The organism is Streptomyces sp. GESEQ-35 (assembly GCF_017948485.1).
In the GTDB taxonomy this organism is placed as follows: domain Bacteria; phylum Actinomycetota; class Actinomycetes; order Streptomycetales; family Streptomycetaceae; genus Streptomyces.
Map to the genome: position 1 here is coordinate 205,491 of NZ_JAFFSX010000014.1, position 17,164 is coordinate 222,654.

Sequence of the window (17,164 nt, forward strand, 5' to 3'; positions counted from 1 at the left end):
CTCAGGCCCCGCTCTCCGGATCGCAACACCCTTCGCGCCGCATACGGCGACTGACCTCCAGCCAGTCCTGCGCAGCAGACGCGCCGTACGGCTGCGCGGAGTCGAAGGCGTCGACCAGGTCCGCCTGCGCGAAGTGCACCCCGCCGCGCAGGACCGCCACCGTGCGGATCATGGTGGCGAAGTCGGTGAACGGGTCGCCGTCGACGAAGGTGAGGTCGGCGAGCTTGCCCTCCTCCACCGTGCCCAGATCGGCGTCGGCGCCGAAGACCCTCGCGGGCAGCAGGGTTGCGGTACGCAGCGCCTCGGCGGGTGAGAGGCCGGCGCGGTGCAGTGCGCGCAGGGCCAGGTGCAGGTGCAGCCCGACCGGGACGAGCGGCTGGTCCGTGCCGAGCGCGATCAGCCCGCCGCCCGCCAGGATCCGCCGGTAGACGTCCATCTCCCTGGACAGCGTTGCCAGTTGGGCGTCGGTGGGCGGCAGCCCGGCCTGCTGCCGGACCATCGCGGTGTCCCAGGGCGGCATCAGCGCGGTGACCCGCGGGTCGTCCGCGAGCGCGGGGTCGGCGCCCAGCAGGGCAATCGCCGTGAACGGGGTGGCGACGAGATGGAAGCCGGCACGGGTGTAGATCTCCACGACATCCTGGTAGGCACGCCCGGAGGCGGAGGTCGCGTGCCCGAACTCCAGGCGCTGCGTGGCCTGGAGATGGGTCGTCAGATCCTGGCCCAGCTGCACTCCCGGGCTGCACAGATGGCTGCCGCTGCGCACCCCGAGCCGGTCGTGCCCGAAGTCGGCGGCCTCTTTCATCACCCAGCCCGGGGCCCGTACGTACGTCTTCACGAAGTCCCAGTCCAGCGCGGCCCCGCGCTCCAGTGAGCGGCGCAGGCCCTCGGGAGTGCGGTGGGCGCGGCCCATGCTGTAGGCGACGCGTGCGCCGTCCAGCAGTTCGCCGGTGGTCAGCAGCCGGGGTCCGGCGAGGGCACCGGCGGCGACCGCCTCCCGGAGGCGGGCCTGCTCGTAGGCGAAGCCGCCCAGCGAGACGGCCGTCGTGACGCCGTAGGCGACCTGGAGCGCGGTCTGGCGGCCGCCGTAGGTGCTCTGCCAGGGGTGGGTGTGCGCGTCCCACAGTCCCGGGATCACGGTGCGGTCGCTCGCGTCGATGTGGCGTGCGGCCGGGCGGCCGCTGCGGTGGGCGGAGACCTCCGCGATACGGCCGTCGCGGACCACGACATCGATGTCCTCGCGGACCTCCGACCCGGTGCCGTCCCAGAGGCGGCCCGCGCGCACGACCGTGTCGGCGGGGAGCGGTCGGCGGTAGTCGAGCGGGACCCGGACGGTACGTGCCTTGCCGCTTCCGATGTCGATCAGGCGCAGCGTGCCCGCGGAGAGGTACAGCAGGGTGCGGGAATCGGCGGACCAGGACGGGTGGTCGGCGGGTTCGGTGGTGAGCGGGCGGGGCTCGCCGTCGGGGGTGCCGTCGCCCCGGACCGGCAGCAGCCACAGCGCCGACTCGACGACCACGGCCATCCAGCGGCCGTCCGGGGACCAGACGGGCCCGGAGTCGTAGCGGTCGGAGAGCGACGTGTGCGGGGCGAGGGCGTGCAGGGCGGCGGTGCGGGTGGTCGTGTCGACGACTCGGATGAGGTTGTAGCCCTCGCGGAAGCGCTGGTTGAGGCGGTTGCGGTCGCACAGCGCCAGATACCGGCCGTCGGGCGACCAACTGGGGCGGCCGGGCAGCCCGCCCGATCCGAGCGCAGCGGCGAGGACCCGTTCGGTGCCGTCGGACAGGTCGCGCACCACGAGGTTGCCGGACATGTCCAGGCAGGCCAGCCGGGTGCCGTCGGGCGAGAGGGCGGGGAAGACCCGGCCGCCCTCGGCGAGCACGGTCACCTCGCCGGAGCCGAGGTCGTGGCGCCGTACGGCGAACAGGCCGTCGCGGTCGTCGGCGTACACCAGCGCGGTTCCGTCGGGCGTCCACGTCGGCGCCAACACATAGCGGGTGGCGGGGACTTGAAGGACCTTGCGGGGTGCGCGGCCGCCCGTGGTTTCGGCGGTCCACAGCGCGTTGAGCGCGGCGAAGGCGACGGTACGGCCGTCCGGGGACAGGGCGGGCAGGTGCAGCGCGCGGACGGGTCGGGTGCCGGCGCCGTCGAAGTCGTACGCCTTGCCTCGGTAGCGCGGCCGGTCCACGGGCAGCGTGGCCGTGAAGGGGATCTCCTCGCCGGCGCCGGGCGTGTTGGGGTCGATCAGTCGGAAGTGGCCGTCGACGTTGATGAGCAGCCGCTCGCCCTCCGCCCAACGGGGCGGTGCCGGAAGGACGTCGCCCTCGACGGCGACCGGCTCACCGTCCACGACCAGGGTGCAGGAGGCCGCGGGCGCGGCAGTGGTGCGCAAGTAGGCCAGGCGTCCGGCGGGCGAGACGGCGGGGGTCATGAGCTGGGCACCGGAGTTGTCGGTGTGCTCGATGGTGACCGGGCCCGAGCCGTCGGCGGTCACCGACGCGACGGTGGTCGCACTGAGGGTGCCCGCCGCGGTGACGACCGCGCGTACGAACAGCACCCGCTCACCGTCCGGCGACCACGTGGGGTCGAAGTCCTCCCAGCGGGCGTCCTGTCCGGGACCCTCCTGGCCGGGGCGCCCGGTGAGCCGGGTCAGCGCGCCGGTGCGGACGTCCACGATCCAGATGCGGTACGGGGACCCGGTCACGGTGTCGCCGCCGCGCTCGGAGGCGAACGCGATCCGGGTGCCGTCCGGCGACCAGGCCGGACCCCGGTCGTCCCACGGCCCGTCGGTGAGCTGCCGCAGCTCGGTGCCGTCGGGCCGCAGCGTCCAGAGGTGGAAGCCGCCGCCCCGGTACGCACACACGACGAGGCGGCTGCCGTCGGGCGAGTACTGCGGGCGCGTGGGTTCGAGACCGGGCGGGGTGAGCGCGACGGCGGCGCCGCCGTCGCGCGGGACGGACCAGAGAACGTTCTGCACCTCGGCGATCAGCCGGTCGCCGGAGGGGGCGAGGGTCGCGGAGCCGCCGGTGGCTGCCGTGAAGGAGAGGGTGGTCGTACCGGAGGAGGAGGCGGCCGCGACCGGCGTCGTGACCGTGGCGAGCGCCGTGGCCGTGGCGGTGACCTGGAGGAATCTACGGCGGGAGAGGGGGCCGAAACGGGGGGCGTCCGAGGTGCCTTCGGTGTCCAAAAGAGCTCCCAGTGCACGGAGTTGGTGTGCCGGACAGGAGGGATCGCTGGTGGCAACGTACGGGGCGGAGTCCGGTTACGGACCCCGCCCCGGCGTTTCTCGACTGATCCTGGCCTTCAGCGTTTCCGGTACGCCGCGGTGACCTCGACCTCCACCAGCCAGCCCTTGACCGCCAGGGAGGCGACCTCCATCGTGGCCCGCGCCGGGCGGGCCTTGTTGGCGAGCAGCGGCGGTTTCGGGGCGGAGGTGCCCATGGGCACCGGCACGACCTGATGTGTCGTCAGGTCGATGTTGGCGAAATACTGCCGGTAGGCGCGGTTCCAGCCCGCGTAGTCGGCGGTCTCGGTGCCGGGCGGCTTCATCAGGTAACACTTCATCGTGATGACGTCGGCCGGGGTGAGCCCCGCGGCCTTCAGATTGGTGCTGATGTTGCGCAGCACGACGAGCGCCTGTGCCTCGGTGATCGTGACACCTTCAGCGCCCTCGGTGAGGGACGGGTCGGTGTAGTACTCCGGAGTGCCTTGCGGCGCCGAGGGGTTGAGCGCGGAGGGCCCGAGACCGCTGCTCTGATACACGGCCACCTCCCCGCCCATCGCCACGCCGTTCGCGATGGCCGGGTTGGACTGGCCCTCGGGCAGCATGACGCGCACCTCCTTCGAGCCGGGCCACCAGCCCCGGGCGTCGGCGAGCGCGGTGCCGCCCGTGAGGAGGGATGCGGTCAGGGCCGTACCGATGACGACCTTCGTACGCCGGTTCATGCGGCCATCGCCCTCTCGTGGATGTCGGTCACGACCTTGCGGGCCGAGGTGAACGCGCCGTGCTGCCAGGCGATGACGTGGCTGAGCCAGTCGCCGGCGAAGTACACGTGTCCCGCCGGCTGGTTGAGGAGCTTGTACTCGGGGCCGTTCTGCGAGGGCCAGCCCACCCAGCCGGCCTCGATGTACGGGGTGCGGTGCCAGGCCACGCTGAAGGAGCGGTCGAGTTCGGTGCGGTATTTCTCACCGTGGATCTTCACCCCGCGGCTCACCGCCCGCGCGACGCGTTCTTCGTGCGGCAGGGCGCTGTACGCAAGGGCGTTGGCGCCGAAGTTGTAGTAGCCGATGAGGGTGCCGCGGCGCCCGAAGTGGCCGTAGGACGGGTACCAGATGGTGGCCAGGTCCGTGTCGGTGGGCGTGATGCCGCCGTATATGTGCTCGTCGGTCTCCCACCAGCGGCTGCGGTACTCCAGGCCTATCTTGCCGACGGGTGTCGCGACCGGATACTTCAGTGCGGCGGTGACGTCCGCACCGAGGTTGTGTGTGATGCGGGCCATGACCATGGGCGGTAGGGCGGCGACCACGAAGTCGGCGTGCCGGGTGCGGGTGCGGCCCTGGGCGTCCCGGTAGGTGACGTCGGCGCCGTCCGCGAGGTTCTTCACCTCCAGCACCTGGGCGCCGTAGGTGATCCGGTCCCGCCCGATCGCCTCGGCCAGGGCGTACGGGATGGCGTCCATGCCGCCCACGGGCTGGAACATGAGCATGGCCTGGTCGTAGCCGAACTCGAAGGAGAAGCGCTGTCCGACGCCGCTCGCGATGACGTCCGACAGTGAAGGCACCGGCCCCAGCACCGTGCCCTCCTCGAACGCGGCCCCCGGCTCGACGGAGTAGCCACGCCGGTCGGTGCCGGCGTAGGCGTAGCCGTCCGCCTTGCCCTTGATGGCGCCGAAGTTCTGAAGGAAGGCGATCAGTTGCTCTTTGTCGGAGGTGGTGAGCTGCGCGTCCAGGGCGCCCTGGTCGGTGGCCTTGGCGAGGAGTTCGGAGACGTAGCCGTAGACGTCGGCCTTCGCGGTGCGCCAGCGGATCGGCTGTCCCGCGAGGGCGGCGCTGTTCTCGTGGTGGATGTAAGCGTTGGCGTTCTGGTTGGTGAACACCTCGACGGGGACGCCGAGTTCACGGCAGTACTCGAGCGTGACATGCGACTGGGGCAGCCGAGCGGGCCCCGCGTTCATGTACTGCCCCTTGGAGAACGACGCGGTCTGCTTGCGACCGTCCAGATCGGTCAGGGTCGTCCCGCCGCGCACTGTCCAGTTGCGGCCGCCGGGCCGGTCCTTCGCCTCCAGGATCCGGCAGTCGTACCCCGCCTTGCCGAGTTCGTACGCCGTGGCCAGCCCGGCTATGCCGCCGCCGAGGACCAGGACCTTCTTCGCGCTGCGCCCGCTGAGTGCGAAGTCGCTCTTCCGAGGCGCTTGGTACTCCGCGGCGCGTACGTCCGGCACCGGCGCGAGGCCCAGCGCACCCATCGCCGAGTAGAGCACCCCCGCGCCGCCGGCCATCCCCACAGAACGCAACAGGTCCCGCCGAGATGCCATGGATCTTTCGTCCGCCATGCAGTCCTCTCCAACCCGCGCCCGCGATCCGGACACGACGTCGTCCGATCAACCCGGTCACATGGGGGGCGAGTTGTTGCTGAGACCGGAGGAACTCCATGAGCCTCCGACAGGAGTGTTACAGCGCCATACCAATGACGTATCTGTGGCATGAGCTTGCGAGCGGGCCGAAGGCGATCGGGAGTCGGCCGCTGCCCTAACCTGTGCGGGTGAACGCACCAGGGGACATGGTCGACGGACGCTTCGAGCTGCTCGGACGGCTCGGCAGCGGAGGGATGGGCACGGTGTGGCGGGCCCGGGACACTGTGCTGCATCGCGAGGTCGCCCTCAAGGCCGTACGCCCGGACGCGGAGGCCTCTCCCGTCGTACGCGAGCGGGTCATGCGCGAGGCCAGGGCGCTGGCGCGGCTCAGCAGCCCGCATGTGGTGACGGTCCATCAGATCATCGAGGCGGACCCGCACCCGTGGATCGTGATGGAGCTGGTGCCGGGCATGTCGCTCCAACAGCGACTGGCCGACGGTCCGTTGGGCCCGGTGGAGGCGGCGCGTATCGGCCGTCAGGTGCTCTCCGGTCTGCGCACGGCGCACGCGGCCGGCATCCGGCACCGGGACGTCAAACCCGCGAACATCCTGCTCGGCCCCGACGGCACGGCCGTGCTCACCGACTTCGGCATCGCCGCTCTCCAAGGCGCCACCGCGCTGACGGCCACGGGCGAGTTCGTCGGCTCACCCGAGTACATCGCTCCCGAATGCCTCCGCGGGCGTGACAACGACCCGGCGTCCGACCTGTGGTCTCTGGGGCTGGTCCTGTATGTGTGCGTGGAGGGGGTGAGTCCGCTGCGCCGCGCGAGCACGCTCGCCACGCTGGCCGCCGTGCTCGAGGATCCGGTCCCCCCGCCCGTGCGCTCCGGCCCGCTCGCCCCCGTGCTCCAGTCCCTTCTGGTACGCGACCCGGCGGCACGCCCCCGCGCGGAGCAGCTGGACGCGATGCTGGCGGAGGTCGAGTCCGGCGGCGCACCGCTCTGGGCACAGCCGACGCTCACCGCCTCACCGACGCCGACGCCGACTCCGACCCCAGTGGCGACACCCATACAGCTGGACACCCCGCGCCCCGGGCATTCGGGCCGCCGTCGTACGCCGGTCCTCGTCGCCGTGACCGCCGTGCTGGCCGTCGGCGCGGCCGTCGCTCTCGCCCTCGCCCTGCGTGACACCGGCGACGAGAAGAAGCACGTCGGCGGTGCGGGCGGCTCCAGCGAGAGCGTGTCCTCCGCACCGGGCGCCGCCACGACTCCCCCGACCCCGTCCGAATCGCCCTCGGCATCGCCCTCCGCACCGGCCTTGGACGGCCGTTGGATCGCCCAGCTCCACTCCGAACCGCTCTCCACGGGCACCGCGGCCCGCGATCAGCGCCTCGCAAAGATCCGTGAGTCCGTACCCGAGGCCGTCTTCGTCCGCAGCGACGACCACGCCTCGCTCCGCCCGGGCTACTGGGTGATCTACGCCCCGGGCCCGTTCGCCGACGGCCGCGCGGCACTGGCCTTCTGCGCCGAGCGCGGGCGCACCACGGCGAACGGCTGCATGGGCCGCTACCTGAGCACCAGCCCAGCCGACTACCCACTCCAGTGCCGACCACCCGCGACGAACCCGACGGGGCGCTGTACTCGCGGCACCGGCTGATCCGCGTCCGACGCCCGAACACGGCACTGGCCTTCCGCGCCGAGCGCGGACGCACCACGGCGAACGGGTGCATGGGCCGCTACCTGAGCACCAGCCCAGCCGACTGCGCACTCCAGTGCCGACCACCGGCGACAAGCCCGACGGGGCGCTGCACCCGCGCCACCGGCTGAACCGCGTCCGGCGCCCGAACGGGGATCGGTGTTACGCCGTCGTCAACGGCAGCGCGGCGAACGTGTGCCGCTCCCACAGGCGCCGGGAAGCCTCTTCCGGGTAGGTGGCGACCTGCGTGTCGACGTCGATGAGCTGCACGAGGCGCTGCTCGGTGTCGTACGCGGGCCAGCCCGGGTCGCCCGTGGCGGCGAAGGTGGTCCACGCGGAGCGGAAGCGGGCGGAGAGGGCCTCGGTCTCGGGCGAGGGGGTGGGCCCGATGAGCAGGTCGCCGAGGCCGCCGTAGCAGCCGAAGGTCAGCGGCACGTCGAGGCCGTGGCAGGCGCCCAGGACGCCGCCGTTCGCCGGGGCCGGCCAGGTCAGCTCGTACAGGTGCGCCCGGCCACCGCCCGCGACCTGCGCCTGGACGAGGTGCAGCGAGGGCATGCGGAACAGCCAGTCGGACTGGACGAGTTCGAAGAGGTACTCCGCGGAGGCGTCCGGGAATGCGCTGCGGTACGCCTGCTCGGCGTCCGGCCCCGGCCCGAACAGGCCGAGTGCCGTCGACGCCAGGTCCTCGTCGACCCGCCCGAGCACGCCGCCGAGCAGGAGGAAGAGGCGGTACTCGTCCCGGTTGTGCCCGGCGATCAGCTCGACGTCGCGCGCGGCGCCGCTCGCCAGCGCGTCCCACGGTGTGCTCGGCAGGACGTCCCCGTCGACGACGGGCGAGAAGGGCGTGGGGGTGAGGGCGACCGCGCCCCACCGGTGCGTGTACTCCCGCATCCGGGCACTCAGCGCGGCTCCGGCCTCGGGCAGCTTGCGCGGGTCCACGCCGGACAGGTCGGCGACCGTCGGACGCAGCCCGAGCTCACCGGCCAGGGCCTCGGCGATGTCGCGGGCGAGGGCGCCCGAGAAGAAGGTGCCGGGCACGCTCTGCGCGATCGCCCGCCGGAACAGGCCCCTGGCCCGGGGCATGCTCAGGAGTGCGGCGATGGATCCGGCACCGGCCGACTCGCCGAAGACGGTGACCTGGTCGGGATCTCCGCCGAACGCGGTGATGTTCTCGCGCACCCACTCCAGGGCCGCGACCTGGTCCAGCAGACCGCGGTTGGCGGGCGCGCCCTCGATCTCGAGGAATCCCTCGATGCCGACGCGGTAGTTGAGGGTGACCACCACGAGATCTCCGTCGCGGGAGAGACGGCTGCCGTCGTAGGCGGGGTCGTCGGCGGAGCCGAACTTGTAGGCGCCGCCGTAGATCCACACCATCACCGGCCGGCGCGCCCCGGGATCCGCGTCCGGCGTCCAGACGTTCACCGTCAGCCACTCGTCCCCCGCGGCGAGGCCGACGGCAGGGACGGGCTCGGGCCCCATCGGCTCCTGCGGAGGAGGCGGCCCGAAGGCGAACGCCTCTCGTACGCCGTCCCAGCGGTCCGCCGGCCGCGGCGCGGCGAACCGCGCCCCGCCCACCGGCGGCTGCGCGTACGGGATGGAGCGGAAGACCGCGAGACCGTCCTCCTGGCGGCCACGGACCGCACCGGCCACGGTCACGGCCTCCGGAAACTCGCCACTGCTCATAGCCGACTCCTCGACGGACCGTCGCGCCCGGCTGGTAGCACAGCCGGGCTGCTCCTGCGAGCTCCTGTGAACTCTACTTCACCCTACGAACCACTCTCCCAGCCAAAAACCAATTGTCCCGCCCGTCCGGTCCGCCTAGCGTGCTGCACGTGGGAATCAATGCGAACTTCAACTCCGGTCTCGGCCGGGGCTGCGCGCAGGCCATGCGGCCGCGCCGCGCCCCTGGTGCCCTGACCGGCCCGGGGAACCACGCACTCTGACGGTTGAACCGTAGGGCGCTCCTCTCCTCACCCTCCTGTCTCCGGTCGGGGCCTTCGTCTGCCCGTATGCCCTTCACGGAAGACAAGGACCGCAGGCCATGGCCCGCCCCACCCGCGCTTCCCGCGCGCTTTCGCAGAACTTTCTCGCCGACCCCGCCACCGCCGACCGGCTCGCCCGGCTCACCGTCCCGCATCCGCGGCGGGACACCCTCCTCGTCGAAGTGGGCGCGGGACAGGGCGCGTTGACCGCGTCGCTCGCCCCCCGCTGCCGGGAGCTGCTCGCCTACGAGATCGACCCGCGGCTCGTTCCGGGGCTGCGTGCCCGGTTCGACACCGCTCCTCACGTCCGCGTCATCGGCGGCGACTTCCTCGCCGCACGGCCCCCGCGTACCCCCTTCTCCGTCGCCGGGAACGTGCCCTTCTCCCGTACCGCGGACGTCGTCGACTGGTGCCTGCGGGCCCCCGCGCTGACGGACGCCACCCTCCTCACCCAGCTCGAGTACGCGCGCAAACGCACCGGCGACTACGGGAGTTGGACCCTGCTGACGATCCGGAGCTGGCCACGCCACGAGTGGCGGTTCCTCGGGCGCATCGCCCGAACCCGGTTCCGGCCGGTGCCCGGGGTCGACGCCGGAGTCGTACGTATCGAGCGCCGCCGCACCCCACTGATCGCGCCGGACGCGTACGGCTCCTGGTCGCGCCTGGTCGAGCTGGGCTTCTCGGGGGTCGGCGGCTCCTTGCACGCCTCGTTGCGCCGCGCCCATCCCGGGCGCCGGGTCGACGCGGCGTTCCGGGCCGCGCGCCTCGATCCGCGCACGCTCGTCGGCGAGGCGTCACCGGGGCAGTGGCTGCGGCTGCACGAGGTCCTCGCGGCCGGTTGAGCGCCGGTGCCGCACAGGCCGCGGCATGAACTCCCGTGGCATGCAACCCCGAAGCGGTCCGGACCCTCTATACGAAGGCAGAGGGCGACGCACACAGAGGAGTGGTTCGTTGGACGGCATCGAGTCTGCCACCGTGGGTGCCGCGTCCCAGGACGCGCGGCCTCGGCGCGGGGTGTCCCGCCGCGGGTTCATGGTCTACACGCTCGCCGCGTCCACACTGACCGTCGCGGCACCCCTCGGCTGCGACGCGCCGCCGGCGGAGGGTGCCGAGAAGGCGGCTCAGGGCACCCGCGGGGCTTCCGACGTCGTCGTGCGGGGCACCGACGAGGAGATGCTCGTCCTGGAGGTCACCGAGGCGAACAAGGTGGTCGTACGGCTGCCGCGCGTCGAGGTCGGCCAGGGCATCACGACCGCGGTCGCCATGATGATCGCCGAGGAGCTGGACGCCCGGCTGGTGGACGTACGCATCCCGCTCGCCGACGCCCGCACCAAGGGCAACCAGTTCACCGGCGGTTCGAACTCGGTCAGCTCGCTGTACGGCCCCGCACGCCAACTGGCGGCCACCGCACGCGCCCGCCTCGTGACCGCGGCCGCCGTACGGTGGCGCCTCCCGGCGCGGACCCTGCGCACCCGGGACACCATGGTCGTCGCACCGGACGGACGTACGGCCACGTTCGGGTCGCTGACCGCGAGCGCCGCCGGAATCCGCCGGCCGCGTGTCTCCAGCAAGCCGAAACCGGCGTCCCGGCACCGGATCATCGGCCGGCCGACGACCCGCATCGACGCACGGGACATCGTCACCGGCAGGGCGCAGTACACCGGAGACCTGTCGGTGGCCGGAGCGAAGCCGACCGTGGTGGCCCGGCCGCCGACCCTCGGCGGGAAGGTCGTCTCGGTGGACGCGCGGGCGGCACGCGCGATGCCGGGTGTCCTGAAGGTCGTCAAGGTCGGCACCGGTGTCGCCGTCGTGGCGGAGTCGTTCCACCACGCCTTCAAGGCCAGGGACGCTTTGCGGATCAAGTGGGCTCCGGGCCCGCTGGCACGGCTGTCCGACGCCGCGATCCGCAGCAGGCTGCGGGCCGCCGTCCCCGCGCTCGGGGCACCGCCGAGCGGATCGGCGCAGGTGGCGGCCGAGTTCGAGTTCGCCTTCGTCAGTCATGCGCCGATGGAGGTGCTGACGGCGGTGGCGGACGTGCGTGCCGGTCGGGCCGAGATCTGGTTCTCGTCCCAGGGGCCCATGGGCGCACGGGACACCATCGCCTCGGTCGTGGGCGTGCCGGCGTCGAAGGTGAAGGTCCATGTGCTGCGGGGCGGCGGGTCGTTCGGACGGCGGCTCAACGACGACGTGGCGATCGAGGCTGCCCTGATCTCGAAGGCCGCCCGACTGCCGGTGAAGCTGATGTGGAGCCGCACCGACGACACCCGGCACGGCAGGATGCGCCCGGCGTCCCACCACCGGATCCGGGCCAGCCACGCGCGGGGCAGGGTGGTGGCGTTCGCCCATGCGACGGCTTCGGTGAGTGAGTCGTACGACGGGAAAGGGCTGACCCCTCAGGGCGGTGCGGCCCCGCTGCCCAGTGACAGCGGCCTCTACAACTTCGGGCGCGTGTCGGGGGATTCGGGCTCGGTGGAGCTGGCGATGCCGCTGGGCGCCTGGCGTTCCGTGGACTCGGGGACGATGCGGACCGCGGAGGAGATCGTCGTCGACGAGGTCGCCCGGAGCCTGGGCAAGGATCCGGTCGCCTTCCGCCGTACGACACTCAGGAACAAGGCCGTCAAAGCCGTACTGGACAAGGTCGCGACCGCCGGGAGCTGGGGCCGGGCCCTGCCGGCCGGCCGGGCGCAAGGCGTGGCCGTGCATGAGGAGTACGGCTCCTGCGTGGCCTGTCTGGTCGAGATCGACGCCACCGATCCGAAGCAGCCCCGGGTGACCAAGGTCGTCATGGCGGCCGACGTCGGAACGGCCGTCAACCCGCGCGGTCTCGAGGCCCAGCTCATGGGCACCGCGATCGACGGTATCTCCACGGTGCTCCAGGCCGGACTGCACATCGACCGGGGCGCCGTCCGCGAGGGCAGCTTCGCCGACTTCCGCTACGCCCGCCAGCAGCACGCCCCACTCCACTTCGAGGCGCACATCATGCCCTCCCGCCGGGAGCCCGGCGGAGCCGGCGAACTCGGTGTCCCGGCCGCGGCCGGCGCTGTCGCCAACGCCTACGCCCGCGCGACCGGGACCCGCCCCCGCCGCTTCCCGGTCAACTTCTGAGAAGGTACCGATGCCGTCCTACTCCTTCGTCCTGAACGGCGAGCCGGTCACCGTCGAGGCACCGGCCGACATGCCGCTGCTGTGGGTGCTGCGCGACCTGCTGGACGTCACCGGCCCCAAGTACGGCTGCGGTGTCGGCGTCTGCCGTGCCTGCACCAGCCACCTCGACGGCGCGGAGATCCAGCCCTGTGTCGTCCCCGTCGCCGACTGTGCGCGACGCGAGGTCACCACCATCGAGGGCCTGGCGGACGGCGACACCCTGCACCCCGTCCAACAGGCCTGGCTCGATGTGGACGTGGCGCAGTGCGGCTTCTGCCAGCCGGGCCAGATCATGGCCGCGGCCGCTCTGCTGGAGCGGACGCCCCACCCGAGCGACGCCGACATCGACCGGATCGAGAACGTCTGCCGCTGCGGCACCTACTCCCGGATCCGCGAAGCGATCAAGAAGGCAGCCGCGAAGGACTGACCCGCGCCGCCGAACGGGCACCGATCCTCACTCCGCCGACTGTGCGGACGTCAGCACGCCGATCTTGTCGACGCGGTGTTCGGGGTTGCCCCTGTCGTCGCGCCAGTAGTTTCCGGCGGCGTTGTCCTCGGGAGTCAGACAGGTCGAGATGGTGATCATGGCCTGGGTGGGGCGCTCGCCCGGGAAGCCCGGCACCGCTGCCCGTTGCTCGGCGAGCGAGCGCGCGGAGCGGAAGGAGGTGGTCCTGGTGTCGGTGATCTCGTACTCGTAGCGCGTTCCGCCCGACGTGACGACAACCGGGTCGCCCTCGTGGAGGGTCGGGAGCAGGCGCAGTGGGCCGCCGACGGAGAGGCGGTGGGCCGTGACGAGGTAGTTGCCGACCTCCCCGGGGCCGACACCGCCCTGCTCGCCGTACGGGCTTGCCGCGAAGCCGCGGTTCTGGATCCGGGTGCCCGGCCAGTCGTCCGTCGTCCCCTCGTACGGGACGACGCGCAGGCTCTCGACGCCGATGTCCTCAATGGTCAGCCAGGCAGTCCGAGGCGGGCTGCCGGTCTTGGAGGGAGTCGGCCGGGCCGACGGGGATTCCAGTGGGAGTTCGGCCGACTTTGTCGTAGGCGACGTCGATTCCCGGGCACGCGTCTGCTCGCCGGTTGTGCCCCCGCCGCCGGAGCAGCCGAGGAGCACGGCGATACCGACGCCGGCCAGGAAGGCGGGACGAGCTCGGGAACGGGCCATGGCACTCGCGGAACGAACGAGAGCCGGTCAGGTGTTCCCGCCGTCCGCTCAGCCCCTCAAGGTCGCCCACACGGCGTTGCCGCCGGTGAGTCTCGACCGGTCGACTCCCCAGGCCTCGGCCAGCTGATCCACGAGGAACAGTCCGCGGCCGCCCTCGTCGTCAGGGCCCGAGTCGCACGGGGGCAGACCATGACGCAGGTGATTGCGGTCGTGCACCTCGACACGGAGGCACCTGTCCGTGTCGAGGCCCATGCCGCACAGGATGCGCGTACTGAGGGTGTGCCGTACGGCATTGGTGGCCAGCTCGGACAGCAGCAGGAGGGCGTCCGCGCAGAGCTCGCCCGGCAGCTGCCACGCGATCAGTCGCGCGCTCATCGAGCGGCGGGCCACTCCGACGCTGGAACGCTGCGCGGGAAGTTCGAGCCAATGGGTCCGGTCCGGGCTGAAGGCGTCTAAGGACAACGGGGAGGAGGTCGTGTGGGGGGACACGGGTTCGCCTTCCGTGGGGGGCGGTCGCCGCGAGGAGCGGAGGAAGGTCAGCGAAAGGCCTGCGAGGGAGGGGTGTTCTGTTCGGACGGGCCCAGCGCCGTGGGTATCGGCGCGTGCCAACTCCCATGAGGGGCATGAGAGATCGGCGAGGAAGCGACTCGCGTGTGGCGGGACGGTTCACACAAGTAACTATGCTCGCACCCTAGTTCAAGCTGCAACCGACTCCCTGATAATTTCAGTAAGCCGGTATCCCTCTGGCTGAATCATGAAGTCACTGTCAGCGTCGAACCGATGACGATCCATCAGGAGGTAGGGCGTGAGCGAAGGTCGTTCGGGCGCAGGCACCGCCGGCGCACCCACCGTTCTCCGCATGATCCTCGGCCGCCGGCTGCAAGATCGCCGGCGGGAGGCCGGCGCGTCGCTGGAGGACGCGGCGAAGGCCCTGCGAGTGACGTCCCTGACCATCCGCCGCCTGGAGAAGGCGGAGGTCGCCCTCAAGCCCCTCTACGTGGAGAAGCTGCTCGAGACCTACGGGGCCGACCAGCAGGAGATCGACGAGTTCGTCGCCCTCGCCGAGCGGGCCAACGAGCCCGGCTGGTGGCATGCGTACCGCGATGTGCTGCCGAACTGGTTCAGCGCCTACGTGAGTCTGGAGACCGGCGCCAAAACCCTGCGCACCTACGAGCCCCACTACGTCACGGGGCTGCTTCAGACCGAGCGGTACGCACGCGGAGTGCTGGGCGGAGGGTTCCCCAACGACGGCGACGAGGACCTTCAGCGCCGTGTTGACCTGCGGTTACGTCGCCAGGGCCTGCTGGAGAGACCCGACGCCCCCACGCTGTGGGTGGTGATGGAAGAGGCCGTACTGCACCGGGTGGTCGGCAGCTCCGAGATCATGCGGGAGCAGATCGAACGCCTTCTGGAGGTCTCTCAGCTGGAGCACGTCAGCGTCGACGTCGTGCCCTTCACCGCCGGCGCCCATGTCGGGGTGTGCGCCCCGTACACCTACTTCCGCTTCGAGGAGCCGGAACTGCCCGACATCGTCTACACGGAGATCCTGACCGGTGCCATGTATCTGGACCAGCGCTCCGATGTCGCGGCCCATCTCGAGGCGCACAACCGCATGTCCCTGCTGACCTCGGACACGGACAGCAGGGCACTCCTGAACCGCATGCGCAAGGAGTACTCATGACCACCATCGACGGTCACGCCTACAACGGGATGCCCGCGTCGGACCTCGGCGAGCAGGGCTGGGAGTCTCCGTGGAGCGGCCCCAACGGAGGCCAGTGCGTGCAGACGAAGCAGCTCTCCGACGGCCGCGTCGCCCTGCGGCAGTCGACCGATCCCGCCGGCCCCGCGCTGATCTACTCCCCGGCCGAGATGGCCGCGTTCGTCGCCGGGGTCAAGCGCGGCCTCGCCGACCACCTGGCAACCGGCTGAACCCTCTCATCAGCGGGAAGGACCCGAGCCACCCCCCGGCCACGACCTGCCCGACACCCCCACGCACCACACCGAAAGGGACAGGATGACCAACCCCCACGCCGCGCGGGACATCGACACCAGCAGGCCCCACTCTGCCCGGATGTACGACTACTACCTCGGCGGCAAGGACCACTTCGAGGTCGACAAGCGGGCGGCCGAGACCGTGGCGGCGGCCTATCCCGGCATCTTCGTGTGCGCCCGCGAAAACCGTGCGTTCATGCACCGCGCCACCCGCGTCCTCGCACAGGAGCACGGCATCCGCCAGTGGCTGGACATCGGCACCGGCATCCCCACCGAGCCGAACCTGCACCAGGTGGCCCAGTCAGCGGTCCCCGAGGCCCGCGTGGTCTACGCCGACAACGATCCCCTCGTCCTCAAGTACGCCGAGCGCCTGATGCGCAGCACGCCCCAGGGCCGCACCACGTACATCGAGGCCGACGTCAACAACCCGGACGCGCTGCTGGACGCCCCCGAGCTGGCGGAGGTCCTCGACCTGAACCGGCCCGTGGCCCTGTCGCTCAACGCCCTGATGCACTTCGTCACGGACGCCCAGGACCCGCACGGCATCCTGGGCCGGCTGCTGGCCGCGCTCCCCTCGGGCAGCGCGCTGGCTCTGAGCCACTGCACTCCCGACTTCGACCCGGCGACCTGGCAGAAGGTCACCGACATCTACACGAACGCCGGTACGCCGGTGCAGTTCCGCTCCCAGAAAGACGTCGCCCGCTTCTTCGACGGACTCGAACTGCTCGACCCCGGCATCACCGTCGGCCACCGCTGGCGCCCGGACGACACGCCCACCGCCTCGGACGCCGAGGTCAGCCTGTGGACGGGGGTGGGCATCAAGCCGTAGCCGTCGCCCAGATCCTGCCTGTCGGGGATTCTGTAGCCGATGCCGATCGTGTGTGCCGTCGTCCTGCTGGCCGTCGCGAACCTGCTCAACAACTGGCTCGCGCGGAACCCCGTCATGTACGTCATCACCTGCGTGACCGCCACGGCCGTCCTGCTGATGATCGCCCGCTGGGACGGGCTCACCCCTGCGGAGCTGGGACTGGACCCGGCGGGGATTCGGCGGGGACTGCGGTGGGCTCCCGTCCTGGCCGGAATCGTTCTTCTCGTCCTGCTCCTCCTCCTTGCCGTTCCGGCGGGCCGAGAGGCGTTCCGGGACTCCCGGGCGGCCGATCTGTCCCTGGGACGGCTGCTGTGGGGAACGCTGGTACGGGTGCCGTTCGGCACCGTGCTGCTGGAGGAGACCGCGTTCCGTGGCGTGCTGTGGGCCATGATCCGGCGCCGGTACGGCACAGCGTGGGCCACCACCGTGTCATCGCTGCTGTTCGGGCTCTGGCATCTGATGCCCTCCCGTGGCCTCAACCGCTCCAACGCCGCCGTCGGCGCGGCCTTCGGAGACGGCTCGGCAGCTGTGGTGGCAACCGTCGCCGCGGCCATCGCCGTCACGGCCGTGGCCGGGGTCGTCCTGTGCGAGCTGCGCCGCCGTTCGGGCAGCCTGCTGGCGCCCGCGGCTCTGCACTGGTCGGTCAACGCCTTCGGCTACGCGCTGGCCTGGGCGGCACCACGGTGGTGGCTGGACAGCTGACAGCCCCGCTCCTCGGCAGCTGCCGAAGGCGGGGCTGGTCGGACGGCGTT

General features: G+C 71.7%; 14 protein-coding genes. 8 read left to right on the top strand and 6 right to left on the bottom strand.

Annotated features, from left to right (window positions below; all coding sequences use genetic code 11):
- Position 1: 1 nt before the first annotated feature.
- The 3 genes from KCH87_RS26720 to KCH87_RS26730 all read right to left on the bottom strand — a co-directional run bounded on the left by KCH87_RS26720 (position 2) and on the right by KCH87_RS26730 (position 5,531).
- A complete protein-coding gene (locus KCH87_RS26720; RefSeq protein WP_210588800.1) occupies positions 2-3,184 on the bottom strand; it encodes an amidohydrolase family protein in 3,183 nt (1,060 codons plus the stop codon).
- Positions 3,185-3,300: 116 nt separating this feature from the next.
- Complete coding sequence (locus tag KCH87_RS26725; protein ID WP_210588801.1) at positions 3,301-3,942, bottom strand: Rid family hydrolase; 642 nt, start codon at positions 3,940-3,942, stop codon at positions 3,301-3,303.
- Positions 3,939-5,531 (bottom strand): FAD-dependent oxidoreductase, encoded by a 1,593-nt coding sequence (locus tag KCH87_RS26730; protein WP_247196855.1) that lies wholly within the window; start codon positions 5,529-5,531, stop codon positions 3,939-3,941. Before KCH87_RS26730 ends, KCH87_RS26725 begins: the two co-directional genes overlap by 4 nt.
- Before the next feature lie 245 nt (positions 5,532-5,776).
- Here KCH87_RS26730 and KCH87_RS26735 point away from each other — a divergent pair, with 245 nt between their 5' ends.
- The gene (locus KCH87_RS26735; protein WP_210588835.1) at positions 5,777-7,225 is read left to right on the top strand and encodes a serine/threonine-protein kinase; all 1,449 of its coding nucleotides are present in this window, start codon (positions 5,777-5,779) and stop codon (positions 7,223-7,225) included.
- 201 nt (positions 7,226-7,426) lie between these two features.
- Here KCH87_RS26735 and KCH87_RS26740 read toward each other — a convergent pair whose 3' ends face one another.
- The gene (locus KCH87_RS26740; RefSeq protein WP_210588803.1) at positions 7,427-8,947 is read right to left on the bottom strand and encodes a carboxylesterase/lipase family protein; all 1,521 of its coding nucleotides are present in this window, start codon (positions 8,945-8,947) and stop codon (positions 7,427-7,429) included.
- A gap of 358 nt (positions 8,948-9,305) precedes the next feature.
- On the opposite strand from KCH87_RS26740, the gene erm reads away from it, so the two are divergent.
- The 3 genes from erm (at position 9,306) to KCH87_RS26755 (ending at position 12,817) form a co-directional block, all read left to right on the top strand.
- The gene (gene erm, locus KCH87_RS26745) at positions 9,306-10,088 is read left to right on the top strand and encodes an ErmE/ErmH/ErmO/ErmR family 23S rRNA (adenine(2058)-N(6))-methyltransferase (protein ID WP_210588804.1); all 783 of its coding nucleotides are present in this window, start codon (positions 9,306-9,308) and stop codon (positions 10,086-10,088) included.
- Positions 10,089-10,278: 190 nt separating this feature from the next.
- Positions 10,279-12,351: a molybdopterin cofactor-binding domain-containing protein gene (locus KCH87_RS26750; protein WP_210588836.1), complete on the top strand. Its 2,073-nt coding sequence runs from the start codon at positions 10,279-10,281 to the stop codon at positions 12,349-12,351.
- A gap of 10 nt (positions 12,352-12,361) precedes the next feature.
- The gene (locus KCH87_RS26755; RefSeq protein WP_210588805.1) at positions 12,362-12,817 is read left to right on the top strand and encodes a (2Fe-2S)-binding protein; all 456 of its coding nucleotides are present in this window, start codon (positions 12,362-12,364) and stop codon (positions 12,815-12,817) included.
- Between the two features lie 27 nt (positions 12,818-12,844).
- On the opposite strand, the gene KCH87_RS26760 is transcribed toward KCH87_RS26755, so the two are convergent.
- Both KCH87_RS26760 and KCH87_RS26765 read right to left on the bottom strand, forming a co-directional pair.
- Positions 12,845-13,552 carry a class E sortase gene (locus KCH87_RS26760; RefSeq protein WP_210588806.1) on the bottom strand — a complete coding sequence of 236 codons (708 nt, stop codon included), beginning with the start codon at positions 13,550-13,552 and terminating at the stop codon, positions 12,845-12,847.
- A 48-nt stretch (positions 13,553-13,600) separates the two neighbouring features.
- Positions 13,601-14,041, bottom strand: coding sequence for an ATP-binding protein (locus KCH87_RS26765; RefSeq protein ID WP_210588807.1), 441 nt, complete (start codon positions 14,039-14,041; stop codon positions 13,601-13,603).
- Positions 14,042-14,357: 316 nt separating this feature from the next.
- Between KCH87_RS26765 and KCH87_RS26770 the strand changes: the two genes are divergently transcribed.
- The 4 genes from KCH87_RS26770 to KCH87_RS26785 all read left to right on the top strand — a co-directional run bounded on the left by KCH87_RS26770 (position 14,358) and on the right by KCH87_RS26785 (position 17,114).
- Positions 14,358-15,233, top strand: a complete 876-nt coding sequence (locus KCH87_RS26770; protein WP_210588808.1) for a helix-turn-helix transcriptional regulator — start codon at positions 14,358-14,360, stop codon at positions 15,231-15,233.
- Positions 15,230-15,481: a DUF397 domain-containing protein gene (locus KCH87_RS26775; protein ID WP_210588809.1), complete on the top strand. Its 252-nt coding sequence runs from the start codon at positions 15,230-15,232 to the stop codon at positions 15,479-15,481. Before KCH87_RS26770 ends, KCH87_RS26775 begins: the two co-directional genes overlap by 4 nt.
- Positions 15,482-15,566: 85 nt before the next feature.
- On the top strand, positions 15,567-16,373 hold the full coding sequence (locus KCH87_RS26780) for an SAM-dependent methyltransferase (protein ID WP_210588810.1): 807 nt from the start codon (positions 15,567-15,569) through the stop codon (positions 16,371-16,373).
- A 39-nt stretch (positions 16,374-16,412) separates the two neighbouring features.
- On the top strand, positions 16,413-17,114 hold the full coding sequence (locus tag KCH87_RS26785) for a CPBP family intramembrane glutamic endopeptidase (RefSeq protein ID WP_210588811.1): 702 nt from the start codon (positions 16,413-16,415) through the stop codon (positions 17,112-17,114).
- Positions 17,115-17,164: the final 50 nt, after the last annotated feature.

Excerpts from the sequence above, each read along its gene's own strand:
- KCH87_RS26725 (WP_210588801.1), bottom strand. The coding sequence starts at position 3,942 with ATGAACCGGCGTACGAAGGTCGTCATCGGTACGGCCCTGACCGCATCC.
- KCH87_RS26730 (WP_247196855.1), bottom strand. The coding sequence starts at position 5,531 with ATGGCATCTCGGCGGGACCTGTTGCGTTCTGTGGGGATGGCCGGCGGC.
- KCH87_RS26735 (WP_210588835.1), top strand. The coding sequence starts at position 5,777 with ATGGTCGACGGACGCTTCGAGCTGCTCGGACGGCTCGGCAGCGGAGGG.
- KCH87_RS26740 (WP_210588803.1), bottom strand. The coding sequence starts at position 8,947 with ATGAGCAGTGGCGAGTTTCCGGAGGCCGTGACCGTGGCCGGTGCGGTC.
- erm (WP_210588804.1), top strand. The coding sequence starts at position 9,306 with ATGGCCCGCCCCACCCGCGCTTCCCGCGCGCTTTCGCAGAACTTTCTC.
- KCH87_RS26750 (WP_210588836.1), top strand. The coding sequence starts at position 10,279 with ATGGTCTACACGCTCGCCGCGTCCACACTGACCGTCGCGGCACCCCTC.
- KCH87_RS26755 (WP_210588805.1), top strand. The coding sequence starts at position 12,362 with ATGCCGTCCTACTCCTTCGTCCTGAACGGCGAGCCGGTCACCGTCGAG.
- KCH87_RS26760 (WP_210588806.1), bottom strand. The coding sequence starts at position 13,552 with ATGGCCCGTTCCCGAGCTCGTCCCGCCTTCCTGGCCGGCGTCGGTATC.
- KCH87_RS26775 (WP_210588809.1), top strand. The coding sequence starts at position 15,230 with ATGACCACCATCGACGGTCACGCCTACAACGGGATGCCCGCGTCGGAC.
- KCH87_RS26780 (WP_210588810.1), top strand. The coding sequence starts at position 15,567 with ATGACCAACCCCCACGCCGCGCGGGACATCGACACCAGCAGGCCCCAC.
- KCH87_RS26785 (WP_210588811.1), top strand. The coding sequence starts at position 16,413 with ATGCCGATCGTGTGTGCCGTCGTCCTGCTGGCCGTCGCGAACCTGCTC.